The organism is Chloroflexus sp. (genome assembly GCF_034432675.1).
Lineage (GTDB): Bacteria > Chloroflexota > Chloroflexia > Chloroflexales > Chloroflexaceae > Chloroflexus.
Map to the genome: position 1 here is coordinate 21280 of NZ_DAOUBI010000250.1, position 13574 is coordinate 34853.

At 54.2% G+C, this 13574-nt stretch carries 14 protein-coding genes; 6 read left to right on the forward strand and 8 right to left on the reverse strand.

Annotation, left to right across the window (positions count from 1 at the left end; all coding sequences use genetic code 11):
- Positions 1 to 22: 22 nt before the first annotated feature.
- From VAE55_RS18725 to VAE55_RS18740, 4 genes are read right to left on the reverse strand one after another with little or no spacing between them, the layout of a single operon-like run.
- Positions 23 to 688 carry a RibD family protein gene (locus VAE55_RS18725; RefSeq protein ID WP_322817235.1) on the reverse strand — a complete coding sequence of 222 codons (666 nt, stop codon included), beginning with the start codon at positions 686 to 688 and terminating at the stop codon, positions 23 to 25.
- Positions 685 to 1068 (reverse strand): dihydroneopterin aldolase, encoded by a 384-nt coding sequence (folB, locus tag VAE55_RS18730; protein WP_322817236.1) that lies wholly within the window; start codon positions 1066 to 1068, stop codon positions 685 to 687. The genes VAE55_RS18725 and folB overlap by 4 nt, the downstream gene beginning before the upstream one ends.
- Entirely contained in the window at positions 1061 to 1924 is an 864-nt protein-coding gene (locus VAE55_RS18735) for a class I SAM-dependent methyltransferase (protein ID WP_322817237.1), read from the reverse strand. The genes folB and VAE55_RS18735 overlap by 8 nt, the downstream gene beginning before the upstream one ends.
- A 4-nt stretch (positions 1925 to 1928) precedes the next feature.
- On the reverse strand, positions 1929 to 2423 hold the full coding sequence (locus tag VAE55_RS18740) for an NYN domain-containing protein (RefSeq protein WP_322817238.1): 495 nt from the start codon (positions 2421 to 2423) through the stop codon (positions 1929 to 1931).
- A 108-nt stretch (positions 2424 to 2531) separates the two neighbouring features.
- Between VAE55_RS18740 and VAE55_RS18745 the strand changes: the two genes are divergently transcribed.
- The 4 genes from VAE55_RS18745 (at position 2532) to VAE55_RS18760 (ending at position 6523) form a co-directional block, all read left to right on the forward strand.
- The gene (locus VAE55_RS18745; protein WP_416181221.1) at positions 2532 to 3053 is read left to right on the forward strand and encodes a fused DSP-PTPase phosphatase/NAD kinase-like protein; all 522 of its coding nucleotides are present in this window, start codon (positions 2532 to 2534) and stop codon (positions 3051 to 3053) included.
- Positions 3054 to 3165: 112 nt separating this feature from the next.
- The gene (locus VAE55_RS18750; protein ID WP_322817240.1) at positions 3166 to 4239 is read left to right on the forward strand and encodes a DUF4097 family beta strand repeat-containing protein; all 1074 of its coding nucleotides are present in this window, start codon (positions 3166 to 3168) and stop codon (positions 4237 to 4239) included.
- A gap of 105 nt (positions 4240 to 4344) precedes the next feature.
- On the forward strand, positions 4345 to 5241 hold the full coding sequence (locus tag VAE55_RS18755) for an alpha/beta fold hydrolase (RefSeq protein ID WP_322817241.1): 897 nt from the start codon (positions 4345 to 4347) through the stop codon (positions 5239 to 5241).
- Positions 5242 to 5692: 451 nt separating this feature from the next.
- Positions 5693 to 6523 carry a carbohydrate kinase family protein gene (locus VAE55_RS18760; protein ID WP_322817242.1) on the forward strand — a complete coding sequence of 277 codons (831 nt, stop codon included), beginning with the start codon at positions 5693 to 5695 and terminating at the stop codon, positions 6521 to 6523.
- A 16-nt stretch (positions 6524 to 6539) separates the two neighbouring features.
- On the opposite strand, the gene VAE55_RS18765 is transcribed toward VAE55_RS18760, so the two are convergent.
- The 3 genes from VAE55_RS18765 to VAE55_RS18775 form a co-directional block, all read right to left on the reverse strand.
- Positions 6540 to 8390 (reverse strand): APC family permease, encoded by a 1851-nt coding sequence (locus VAE55_RS18765; protein WP_322817243.1) that lies wholly within the window; start codon positions 8388 to 8390, stop codon positions 6540 to 6542.
- A gap of 320 nt (positions 8391 to 8710) precedes the next feature.
- On the reverse strand, positions 8711 to 9811 hold the full coding sequence (locus VAE55_RS18770) for a hypothetical protein (RefSeq protein ID WP_322817244.1): 1101 nt from the start codon (positions 9809 to 9811) through the stop codon (positions 8711 to 8713).
- A 750-nt stretch (positions 9812 to 10561) separates the two neighbouring features.
- Positions 10562 to 10981, reverse strand: coding sequence for a YccF domain-containing protein (locus VAE55_RS18775; protein ID WP_322817245.1), 420 nt, complete (start codon positions 10979 to 10981; stop codon positions 10562 to 10564).
- Positions 10982 to 11332: 351 nt separating this feature from the next.
- Between VAE55_RS18775 and VAE55_RS18780 the strand changes: the two genes are divergently transcribed.
- Together VAE55_RS18780 and VAE55_RS18785 are read left to right on the forward strand one after the other, a co-directional pair.
- Positions 11333 to 12280, forward strand: a complete 948-nt coding sequence (locus VAE55_RS18780; protein ID WP_322817246.1) for an ATP-binding cassette domain-containing protein — start codon at positions 11333 to 11335, stop codon at positions 12278 to 12280.
- Positions 12281 to 12291: 11 nt separating this feature from the next.
- The gene (locus tag VAE55_RS18785) at positions 12292 to 13047 is read left to right on the forward strand and encodes an ABC transporter permease (RefSeq protein ID WP_322817247.1); all 756 of its coding nucleotides are present in this window, start codon (positions 12292 to 12294) and stop codon (positions 13045 to 13047) included.
- Between the two features lie 308 nt (positions 13048 to 13355).
- On the opposite strand, the gene VAE55_RS18790 is transcribed toward VAE55_RS18785, so the two are convergent.
- The coding region (locus tag VAE55_RS18790) for a hypothetical protein (protein WP_322817248.1) at positions 13356 to 13574 on the reverse strand (219 nt) is incomplete at its 5' end.

The window sequence follows — 13574 nt, forward strand, 5'->3', positions numbered from 1 at the left end:
GTTCTGACTGCTTCGCTGATTGCTACTGAGAGCTCACCAGATCACCTTCAATCACCACATCAGTGCCATACGTCGTCCAGGTGACGTTCGCCAGGCGTGGAGCCTGATTGAGCGTGAGGATGCCCAGATCGCCGATAGCTGACGGCCCACTACCGAGAATGATCGGTGCAATCGTGACCGCCAGCGCATCAACCAGGTTTGTGCGCAGCAGACTCGTTATCAGACGCGCCCCACCTTCAACCATCACGCTTGCAATACCCCGTTCACCAAGCATTGCAAGGAGCGTAGCTAGATCGACCCCACCACCAACCGCTTCCGGCATAGTCAGTACTGTCGCGCCGCACTCTTGCAAGGCGATGCGTCGTTCAAGCGGTGCTGCGGCAGTGCAGGCCAGCAGGGTGCCCATGCCGGCACCATCGCGAATGACGGCAGCGGTTGTTGGTGTGCGGAGATGGGTGTCCACAATCACCCGCAAGGGATCAGGCCCCGCAACCAGTCGGGTGGTAAGGCGTGGATCATCGCGTAACACCGTGCCAACCCCGACCATAATCGCGTCACTGTTCGCTCGCCGGAGATGACAAAAGCGGAGCGATTCAGGGCCACTGATCCACTGCGAGCTGCCATCAACGGCTGCCACCCGACCATCGAGAGTTTGGGCAAAACACAGCGTAACTCGAGGACGCATCATCTTCGTCGCACAATTTCTACCATCGAACCAGCGAGGATCGTCTCACCCAACCGCACTCCTGGTTTCGTAACTCGCACCGCTACTGCCACTACCGTCGGATGATCCCGCAAGACGGCAGCGGCAATTCGTTCGGCGACGGCCTCGGTTAGTTTGAGCGGTGGGCCACAGACAATCTCGCGCACCCGGTCGTGAATCTGACTGTAGTCAACCGTCTGACTCAAATCATCGCTGACACCGGCTGCCTGCAAATCAAGCTGGACGGCTACGTCAACCACAAAGCGCTGGCCGAGCCGGTTCTCTTCAGGGCGGGTACCGTGGTAACCGATAAACTGCATCCCGCTCAGAATGATCTGGTCGTGCCCAATCCCCCACTCATCCATCGTTAGCTTCCTTTTCTACAGCAAGACCGTACATCAGCGGGATGGCAGGTACATCTGCCGGGGGATACATTCGGCGTTCCGGAGTTGCCACCATGCGCGTGAACGGTCGCTCACCATTGACATAACAATACTCTCGTAGGACTTGCAGGCGTAATCCGGCCTGAACCAGGGCCGTCACCACCTCACCAACCCCCCACCGATAGAGAGTACACGGCTCTGGGTTGACAAAATTACATACTCCGGGCAAAAAACCGGACGGTGATAGCCCACCGTTGGCTATGCCAACATAATCGCCGACACCGGGCAGGGTCAGTGTTTGACCGCCCTGCGGATAATCGTAAGCCAGTTGCCAATCGGCATTGAACATATTCGATGCCGGATGGAACTCCATCAACACGAACCGGCCACCGGGTGTCAGTAGGGCGGCGATACCGTTGGCAAAGACCGTGAGATCACGCAACCAGCACATAACACCGTAGCCGGCATAGATACGTTCAAAGCGGGTGTAGGTTGCGGCAGCGGCAGCTAGATACTCATACACATCGGCCTGCACGAACGTAGCCGGAATACCGCTGGCTATACTCAACGCCCGTGCGTGAGCAATAGCGGCATCGCTCAAATCGACACCCGTCACGATAGCACCACGGGCAGCCAGCGACAGGCTATCAGCCCCCGTATTGCAGAGCAGATGAAGGAGCCGACAACCGCGCACATCACCGAGCAGAGTCACTTCTTCAGGGAACAGCGTTGAATATCCCTGCCGGAGAAATGCCGCTTCATCGGCGCGATGACTGATATGGGCAGGAACAACCGCATTCCACGAGCGACGGTTTTGTTCTGTTATCGGGTCTAGCATAGCATTAGTAGTATAAGGTATCTTCGTCCTCATCAACCCCAAAAAAACGTAGCCATTCTTCCACTTCGGCCTTGCTCAAAGGTCGGTCGCCCGGTTTATCACGCGCATTGATGCGTGGCTGATCGAACATCTGCAAACGGTGCGCAAACTCTTGCACCGACATCACCCGAATGCCACGGGCTTGCGCTTCACCAACAACTGCCCGATCCGAGGAGACGACCAGCCACTCATCACAACGACGAATAGCACGAATTTGTTTGATCAACTCGTGGTCGGCATTGTGTGGTGGTTTAACAAAGCGTGTCTCAATCCCGAACCCGTTGAGATTTTGGGGATGACCATAGACGCCACCGTCAAACACGACCATAATTTTCCGTCCCCGCTTTTTGGCGGCGTAGCGACGTAGCTTAGCGACCAGCTTTGCTTCGTCATCGGGATCGCTGAGTTCAATGTCGGGCATTTGACCAATCAGATTGTGACCATCGATTAAAATAGGCATGTCTGTATTGTACCTGAAGAGTGATTGGTTGCAGCAGAATATGCATAATCTGCTTTTGGTGACGTTGATAATGATAGTTCCTTGATTGATTGATCGGCGTTCTACGCTATGCTTCCTCATCCCAACGCATATCTGGTAGCAGAGAGATTTATCGCTGGGGAGTATCCTTTTCCGACCGCCGCTGACATCCAGCGGCTTGCGTGGTATCAGGCCGCAGGAATCACCTGTTTCATTGATCTTACCACACCGGGCGAAGCATGGTCTTACGCGCCCGCATTACCATCACCTATGCACCATCAGCGTTTCAGTATTCCCGATTTCGGTCTGCCTGCTACCCCAGCCCAGATGCAAGCCATCCTCGCTGCCATTGACGAACAGCTCAACCGGGGAGCGACCGTCTACCTTCACTGTCTGGGTGGAGTTGGCCGTACCGGCATGACCGTTGGCTGCTGGCTGGTGCGCCACGGATTTAGTGGCGACGAAGCCCTGGCAAAAGTGGCCCGGCGCTGGCAAACGGTGGCAAAGGCTGCCATGCACCCACATAGCCCTGAAACACCAGATCAGCGTGCGTATATTCTGAACTGGCCGACATTGCAACTCTCATCGTCGGTACGGCGTCGGATGGAGTAGAGATTGGCAGCCAGCCGGCCTGCGCAGGGTTGTGTCATCTTGATCTGACAGTTACAAGATGTTTTATCCATTGTTAAGATGTTCATGTTCAATAACGTGTAAGGAATAAACCATGAAAACCGTTGAACCGCCTGTCTCCCCACAACGTCCACCTGAATACCCTCTCCGACGCCGTCTGTTAGGGATTATGCTAATCATAGGTGGACTGGGCTGGTTACTGTTTGAACTGGTCAGTCGCGGCTCAATTGCCGGCTTTGATCTGCAACTGGCCCGTGAAAATAGTGCTCAAACGCTACCGGTCCAGCGTTTCGCCGTCAGCCGCGTCGAAGTGACCGGTGTCAATGATCAGGTGACGTTATCGGCGACCGATGGTGAAGAAGTTGTCCTACGTGGCGAGCGGCGTGGTTTTGGATGGGCAGCCAACGCTGCGGCTGCGGCTGCGGCCCAGATTACGATAAAGGTCGAACAGCAGGGTGACACACTCTTCGTCCATGTGCGCCGTCAGCCACAGATAATGTGGTATTTTGGCCGCGATCCGTATGCAAGCCTCGAACTGTCCCTACCACGCGATGTAACGTTCAACGTTGAATTAGTTTCAGGTGATGTAACGCTGCGCCAGATTGAGGCGAGCGGAACGATCACTACCGTCAGCGGTGATGTGGTTGCCGACCGTACTATCGGTCAACTGACCGTGAACACAACCGGCGGCGATATTGAACTGCGCGATCATCGTGGTGGCCTGAAAGTTGTGACCGTTGGTGGCGATACGGATGTGAGTGGTCAATTCACCGATCTTGATATTCAGGCTATTGATGGTGATGTTAGCTTGCAAGGTTCATTCAATACCGCTTTGATCAATACAGTCTCCGGCAGGGTGACTGTCGAAGCTACCGAGGCATCCCGGCTTACCATCAGTACAACGAACGGTAATGTACGTTTTACCGGCCAACTGGCTGCCGAACGCCAGGAGATAGAGACAATTGCTGGGGATGTCGAACTCGTTCTACGAGAGCCACTTGATACACAGATGACGTTCACAACCGTGAGTGGAAGGATAAACATTCCGTCGGAACTGTCTGCGCTGTCGGCTAACTCACGCTCATTTACGGCCACGTTCGGCCAGGGCCGCACCGTTCTGAAGACCAACACAACTTCTGGCGACATTACCCTCCGCCTGTACAAATAATCGCAGGCAAAATCTGTGCATAGTATTTGCAAACGTGGTATCCTGATAACAGGCATACTACGTTCGTTACTTTAAGTGACCCAAATTAGATTAAGGATATAGATCATGTCAACCCCAACCGAAATCAATACCACCCGCAAATTTGAAATTCGCGAGGACTACCGCAGTGGCCCTGATGGCTTAATGCGGGTCTGGATGTCCTCACCCGTCCAGGGCTTGCCGGTGCTCTTGATCCATGGGTATGGTGCCCTCATCGAACACTGGCGTCCGGTGATGAGAGCAATTGCCGGTGAACAGACGCTATATGCTCTCGATCTCTACTATTTCGGTTACTCGGCGCGACCTGCCGGTCGGCCCAGTCGTGAACGGTGGGCAGCCCAGGCCGCGGCACTGATCCGCAACACGATTGGCCGTCCGGCGGTGGTGGTTGGTCACTCGATGGGTGGTGTGGTCAGTGCGCAACTGGCACGTGCCTACCCTGATCTGGTACACGCCCTGGTGCTGGTCAACAGTTCAGGAGCACAGTTGCAGGCACGGCCACTCAGTACCTTTGATCGGTTCATGCTCGATGCCATCGGTTCACCGCTGATTGGCGAGGCACTAGCCGGCGTATTCGGCAATCGCTGGGGGGTACGGCAGGGGTTGTTGTCGGCGTACCATCGCAAAGAATGTGTCACCCCTGAGCTGGTTGAACTATTTAGTGGCCCGCTTCGCCGTTACGGTGCAGGATCATACCTGAAAGTCAGCCGTGAATTTGCCAATTTAGTCCTCGACCTTACGCCCGGCGAGATCAAACAACCCACGCTCCTCATCTGGGGAGCCGAAGATCGCTCAATTCCGCCCGCCCATGCCGAAATTATCAGGCAACGGATGATCCCACACGCCGAGATCAAAATCATCCCCGATAGCGGTCATTGTCCGTTCGATGAGACACCGGCTGCATTTCTCGATACGCTCTTGCCGTGGTTGCGTAAAGTTGGTGAGCAGAGTGTGATGGCTTAGTGCCCCACCCGACACTGCCGCCTGACCAGCCGCGCCGGGTCAGACGGGCTAACACCCTCCCCGCCACTCGGTAGCTCCGAAGGGTCTTACACGAACTAAGAACCTATCCGAAACATCGCTTCTGAGGCACGTTTCGTAGGGCGAGATGCCATCTCGCCCCACGTTTCGGATAGGCTCTAAAAACCCATCCGAAACATCGCTTCTGAGGCACGTTTCAGCCTGTACTGCAGGCTGTAGCCTGTAATGCACCACCTGAAGGCGGCGGTACGAAATACAGCGTAGGCTTTACCCTGTACCGCAGGCTGTAGCTTGGAATGCCCCACGTTTCGGATAGGTTCTAAGGCCGGGTTTCAAGCCGCCGACCCGCCGAATCCACCTCGTCTTCGTGCACCTCTCTGGTATAATCTGCACACCATTATGCATCGTTCGATGTTATCGGAGTCACTCCACAATGATCGAATTTGTTGCCATCGGCCACGTTACCCGTGATTTGTTACCGCAGCAGACTACTGCTCCTGGCGGTACAGCTCGCTTTGCTGCTCTGCTGGCCCAGCGCCTTGGTCTACGGGCAGCCATTGTGACGGCCAGCGTCGAACCTGCTCCGCCTGGAGTTGCCTGGATCAGCCTGCCCACAACGGTCAGTTCTACCTTCGAGAATCGCTACACACCTGCCGGACGGCAGCAATGGCTACATGCGATCGCGCCGTCTATCCCGGTCACCGCTCTACCGGCAGCGTGGCGGACAGCGCCAATCGTGCTGTTGGGGCCGGTACTGCACGAGTGTTCACCAGACCTGGCCGGTGCGTTTCCTAGTGCCCTGATTGGCGCAACTGCACAAGGTTGGTTACGCGATTGGAATACCGATCTGCCAACGCCGATCCGACCCCGACGCTGGCGACCGACGCCTGCGGAACTGAGTCGTCTCCACGTTCTAACGCTCAGCAGCGAGGATGTCGCCGGTGATGATGAGCTGGCTGCGTATTACGCCCGGCTGGTACCAATCGGGATCGTGACCCACGGGGCAGCGGGTGCCACCCTCTTCATCCACGGTAAACCGCATCACATTCCGGCGTTTCCTGCCCAGGAGAGTGATCCAACCGGCGCCGGTGATGTCTTCACCACCGCGTTTCTGATTCGCCTGTGGGAAACCGGCGATCCGGTAGGAGCGGCTCACTTTGCTGCTGCTGCGGCGGCGTGTGTTGTTGAGGGAGTCGGTGATATGATATTACCGGATCGGGTACAGATCGCCCAACGGATGGCTCGTGTCTCCGATCACGGCTAGCATCATTGCGGACAGATCAACGCGCTAAGCGGTATGGTACGCTGGTCACGACTGTACCGCGCAAGCGCAAAGCCGTTTTGATCAGCAATCCGGTCTGGTTATGCAAGAGATGCTCCCACCACCGCGCCGGCACAAATTCGGGCAAGATAACCGTGATCACATCATCACCATAGCGTGTCTCAACCTCTTCGATGTAGCGTAAGATCGGGTTGATCAACGAGCGATACGGCGACTCAAGCACTACGAGCGGAATATCACATCCCCAATTCTGCCAGCGCTGGCGGAGCTTCTCCGTCGCTTCCGGGTCAAGATCGACATACACCGCTGTCACATTATCGGGCGCAATCGAACGGGCGTATTGTAAAGCGGGGAGAACGCCGCGATGAATCCCACTCACCAGCACAATTGCCGTATGCCGACGCAGTTCCGGCGGCAGGATAGCACCGCTCAGCGACAACTGCTCCGCCACACGCTGGTAGTGATGATTGATGGCGCGAAAGACCATCACCAGGATCGGAATCGCTGTAATTACCATCCATGCGCCATGAACGAACTTGGTGACCATCAAAATCACCAGCACAATACCCGTCAGCGTAGCCCCGATACCGTTAATCATCGCACTGTAGTGCCAGCCCGGTTGCTTGCGGCGAAAATGCCGGCGCACCATCCCTGATTGCGAGAGGGTAAATGAAGTGAATACACCTACCGCGTACAGCGGCAGCATCGCGATCTCATTTGCCTGAAAGATCACAACCAGCACCGCAGAGCACAACCCCAGCACCAGAATCCCGTTGGAAAAGACCAGCCGGTCACCGCGCGAAGAGAACTGACGCGGCAAGAAGCGATCACGCGATAGAAATGACGCGAGGCGCGGAAAATCGGCAAAGGCGGTGTTAGCGGCTAATACTAAGATCAGGGCGGTTGCTATCTGGATGAAGACGTAGAGCGGCCCCACCCCAAAGATCGTGCGGGCAATTTGCGAGACAATCGTCTCGTGGGTAAACTTATTCGGCACGGCCTGATGCGTATAGGCCAGCCAGGTAATCCCAAGAAACATCGTCACCAGCAGGCTAATCATCAAGGTCAGCGTAATAGCAGCGTTACGCGCCTCCGGTGGCTTGAACGCCTGCACACCATCACTGATGGCCTCAATCCCGGTGAGTGCCGTACAACCGGCGGCGAAAGCACGCAGAATGAGCCAAAGCGATAATGCCTCACCGGTCGGTGGAATGTCGGGATCAATCGAATGAACAACAGGGTCGGCACCGAACATGAAATCATGGACGATGCCAAAGAAAATCATTGACAAAATACCGCTGATGAACGCATATGTTGGGATCGAGAAGACAAAACCGCTCTCTTTAGCACCGCGCAGATTGGCAATCGTAACGATCAAAATACAAACCAACGCAATCTCAACCGCATGATCGCGCAGTGTTGGGAAACCCCAGTTCGTTGCGAGTGAGGTAATGGCTGCCACACCGGCAGAGATACTCACAGCAACCGTCAGGACATAATCGATCAGCAGCGCACCGGCAGCAACCAGACCCGGTAGATCGCCCAGATTATCGCGGGTGACGATATACCCACCACCGCCTTGCGGATAGGCATGAATTGTTTGCCGGTAGGAAAAACCGACAATCAACAGCAATCCGGCAATCGCTGCTGCAATTGGTAGTGAAAGTCCTAATGCGACACTGCCGCCTAAAATCAGGATCGTGAGGATTGCTTCTGTTGCATACGAAACCGAGGACAACGCATCAGAAGAGAAGACAGCCAGGGCAGTTGCTTTGTTAAGACGTTCGTGATGTTGGTGTTCAGTTGCAATCGGTCTTCCAACGAGAATGCGTTTAAGCTGGGCAAACATAGCCACAAATTCCCTGCTAAGGTGCCGTTGATTCGTTTTCCACATAAAAAACGGAACGCAAACCGCGCACGGCAGTCGGCGTTCCGTCGGCTGTCGGTCGCAGAGTCGATGGATCATCAACCTGCGCATCATCCTTGACGCTCATCGGATCATAGCACTTTTGTTCCCTAGCGTCAATGGGGGGGTTCTGCTTGATGACCGAGGTCGGACCATCATTCAACGAATACCGGCACACTCAGCCGCTTACGGTCGGTGTCTGACCGATTTTCCACTTCATGATCCTGGGTGACGATACAAGTGCATAACCTCCAGGATATTTCTTACAATTCGTATTGTATTTTGGCCCGCAGCGTTGGAGATACAATTCCGAGCGCCATTTCTATGATATGCTTGATATCACGCTTACTGTAATTTTTTCCCATCCACCATCCAGGAATAATTTCAACGGAGCATTGGTTAGCCAAATCAGGCCGATCGGGATAGAGTTCTAGCCTGTTGCGGGCTATGTATTTCCGTTTACTGCCGTGCTTCATTGCAGCAAAACGGTCAAGAAAACCCGGGTCAGCTTCTGCCAGCAGTTGGAAGAGCTTGAGCATAGTTTTAATTGCTGATCCAGGTTTATATGTTTTGCCTTCAAACATAATGAAACATTCACTATCGGCTCTGACCCGATCATCTGTCTCAATCCTTTCCGCCAGCAGGGAATTTCGAGTTCGTGGTAAGGTCGGATATTGAGGAGGTACATCAACGTGATTTCGCATCACAGTTGTGATAAATCTACTGCACACGTCCAGGTCAGGCTTGTAACCACACAAGTCTTCAACTTTGTCCGCAAGCAGTTCCAATAACAACGAATCCGGCTCTTCAAGCAAACTTTTCCAGGCTTTCGGGAGTGTTGCCTCTATCTCTCTGGCACGGGCAACATTTTGGTAATCGGAACGTGCAGCTTTCATTGCTTCACCGGAACAGACCCGCTCGTATTGCAGGTATCGCTCAAGTCGGTAGACAGATTCTTCAATATCGCGTTCCAGAAGGTCGAGTTTGTACACTCTTCTTTCATCGTAGCGACCCTGTTCACCGGGAAGATAGAAATTCCATTCCTGGCCATTGGTGAAAATGGCCATAGGGACCCCCTGAAGAAAAGCATATTCAAACAGTTGCCGATCCGCCCCATCAGAAATACCAACCTTTTTTACCTCGATATATATCAAGGGCCGACGGTTAACCGGATGGCAAAGGGCAAAATCGACTCGCCGCCCTTCGACCGAATACTCTGGAATCACTACATTTGTGTCAAATACAGGCCATCCAAGTTCGTGCAGGGAAGGAAGTACAACTCCTTGAGATACCGCAGCCTCAGATGGAAACTCACCACGTCGTAAACGTTCGCGAACCTTTTCTATGTGGTTTGCAACGGGCATTATGCAACCTCATCGTTACACTCATCAGATGCCAGGATGTTCTCATACCGGTGCGATAGGTTTCTTGATAATAATCTTTGGATGATTGTTATAACTATATATCACAGTTTTGACTATTCGTCAATCCTCTTTAGCACCAGGTTATATTAATTATAGTGCAAAAACGACTATTTTGTGGAATCTAACAATGCACAGCAGCGAAGTCAGTTCGGCTTTACCAGCGAATGTAGGCGATAAGATAAGCTCATTAATGAGGATATAGAGGTGTTCTTGACCAGAAGACCAAGTCTTGTTCAATGATGTGCATTGTTCAGGTGTAATCCTCGTGCTGAAACGTTACCAGGTGTGCTACTGGCGAGACACTGGTGGGTTGTCGTCGGCGTTGTAGGGGCGACGCATGCGTCGCCCCTACTGTCATTTAGCGGTATATCGTTTAAGTGCAGCATCAGGATTATTCTGCCCCTGGGTTGTCGGTATAGAAGCGAGCAGTGTCGGCAACCATCTCTAGTGCCATCACGCGGATTGATGGCCTTGCCCACTCGTCATGCGCGTATCGCGGCGTTTGGAGTGCGGCAGCCATGGTCACGATCAAGCACGTGTCACACTGTTGCCCCTACTGGTCACTGAGATGCCGGGTGTGCTCGTCACGTATTTACTCTATGCGCCGGTCCGGTAAGCTGATCTTAGCATGGATTTGTGAGCTGAAGACGCTTCATATCCTATTCCTACGTTTGCATAACCTGCGTTCCCCTACCGACGAGCGAGTGTGATAATAGCCGGCACCCGGTCGAACATCCAGAACGCGAAGACCATACCGATGATTGAAACACTTAATGCCCACGCGACTAGCAACCATAGTGCGCTCAGCCACCATCCCACCAGGACAAACCAGAGCGCACGGATCAGGAATGGACGCTGCGGGACACTGCTCTGGTAGACCTGATTGCCGACGATGACAAGGTTATTTCGCTGTGGGGCAAGCGTGACCACCTGCGGCATCCGATTAAGCATCCATAGCCCAATCGGTAGCCCAACGATGGTCACGCACAAAATCCACGCAATCGTGGCCCAAATCCCGCTAAACCATAATCCGAAGACGAAGAAATAGATCACGCGGATCAGGATGTTGGGGCCGCTGCGTTGTTCAATTCGGATTGGCTGCTGTTGCACAGTTTGCCTCCTTTCCAGTACCTGTACACTTACTGATACGCCAGAAATGTCAGTAAGTTGCAGCAGTGAACGTTGCCATAGAAAATAGAAAAAGAGTAGATAGGAAATAGACTCGATGGTGTTATTATGTGTGATAACAGGCTGGCCGTGTATCAGGCATTCGCTGTGTCGTGTGGTGAAGGTAGCAGCATGACTTCCACACCAGTTTTGCGCCGTGGATACCGGGGTTGTGCCATCCTGTAGCGCTGTTCACTGGGCAGAGTGTCTCATCGCGCTCAAGTTACTCGATCTGCGAGTAGTGATATAATCGAAATGTGACAATTATCACGCTCTTTGCACGCGAGCTACGCTATGGATACACCGGCAATCGAGACAATTGATCTGGTCAAGCGCTACGGTAACCTCACGGCTCTTGATCATGTCAATCTACAAACCCCCTCTGGAAAGATATATGCGTTGCTTGGCCCAAACGGGGCCGGCAAAACAACACTCCTTAGCATCCTGACCACATTGTTGCCGCCTACGGCAGGTACAGCACGCATCCTCGGCTATGATGTCAATCGCGAGGCTGCTGAGGTGCGCCGCCGTATCGGAGTAACATTTCAAGAGATGGTGCTCGATCCTCTTCTGACCGGTCGTGAGACGCTTGATTTTCATGGTCGTCTCTACCGCTTGCCGGCAGCGATGCGGCGAGAACGGATACGCGATCTAGTAGAGCTGGTTCAATTGACCGACGCGATTGATCGTCCGGTCAAGAGCTATTCTGGCGGCATGAAGCGTCGCCTTGAGCTGGCCCGTGGTTTGATGACCGATCCACGGGTGTTGGTGCTCGATGAGCCGACACAGGGTCTCGATCCGCAAAACCGGGTGAATATCTGGCAGTATGTGCGCGATCTGAACCGGCAGCATGGTATGACCATCTTGCTCACCACGCATGCGATGGATGAAGCGGAAGCGCTGGCCGATCTGGTAGGAATTATCGACCACGGTCGCCTAATTGTTGAAGGTCAACCAACCGACTTGATCGCATCTCTCGGTTCGGATGTGATTCGGTTGCGCGGGCGGGGTGACTCTCACCATCTGACCAGCGCGATACGTGATATTGACGGTGTGCAGCGGGTTGAAACCGATCCGACAGAAGGATTGATACTCATCTACACCGACAATGGGAGTCGGCGTTTGCCGGTGGTCTTGAGTGCCGTAAGTGGCAACGGCTTTGCGATTGAAGATGTCACCCTGGCGCAGCCATCGCTCGGTGATGTCTTTCTGCATTATACCGGCACCGCTTTACGTGATTAGGTGAAAGAGATATGTACGCAACCTACGTTATCTGGACGCGCCACATGCGCAAGTTCGTTCAGCAGACCGAAGAGTTGTTTGGGCTGGCGCTGCAATCGGTGTTGTGGGTGGTGCTCTTTGGAGTTGGGATGCGTGGCATGATCGGTGCGGTTGGCGGCAACGACTATATGTCGTTTATCCTGCCGGGCATCATTGCCCTGAGCGCACTTGGCGGGGCCGTTGGCGGTGGCATGGTCTTACTCGACGAGCGCCTGCGTGGGATTGTAAAGGAGTATTTGGCTGCACCGATTCCACGGCTGAGTATTTTGTTGGGCAGTGCTGCCAGTACTGCAACTAAAGCCCTCTTCCAGGCTGCTCTAATGCTGGTGGTTGGTTTACTGATGGGAGCGCGTTTAAGCGTTAATCCTATCGGTTGGCTAGGCGCGTTGGCGTTACTGGGGGTATTTGCAATTGGTTTCAGTGGCTTAGCTCTCGGTGTAGCGGCTATATCGCGCAGTATTGCCGGGTATCACGGGATGATTTTTCTCTTTAACTTACCCCTGTTGTTCGCCTCCAACGCACTCTACCCGCTCGATGTATTACCGGACTGGATGCGGGTGATTGTGCTGATTAATCCGGCTACCTACTTCATTGATGCGGTACGGGCACTGGCGTTTGGTACTGCGGCTACCTTACCGCTCTGGCTTAGCGGCCTGATCCTGATCGGCTTTGCTGCTGTCAGCATGGTGTTTGCGCTGACACTATTTCAGCGCTCGTTGCGGGCATAGATCATCTCGCCTCGTGCAGGCTGTATAACCGCTTAAAGCTTGTCTCAAATCTGGTTTAGTGTCAGTCATAACACGCTATTTACCGTTATCCTGACTCTGTGGTTGTAAGCGCTATGCCACGGTGGTCAAGCGCTGGCATACCCTGCGAGCACGCGCCTGCGGCTCGCTCACCGGCAGCACTGGGAGCGTGCGCCTGCGGCTCGCTCCCCACCTGAACCAGCTCGCGATAGCGAGAGCCATTATGCACTAGCGCTTCCCGCCCCCAGCGGGCTATGCATTACCCACAACTGGTGTCAACCATGGGTGTATCAGCGGGTATGATCGCCATGTATGCTGTTGCGGGCGACTGACCAGGTGACAGTGCGCCGCTCCAGCCGTGCCGGCACGTGCTGGATGAATTGCTTTACCCGTTCGTCATACGTGTGTCGCGCGGTGTGGCAGGCGACAGCATGGCTGCCGCGCCAGCCGTACTCACGATCCGGCGCGGATTGCAGCGGACTCCCGCGCCGGTACGTGCCCCTGATGAT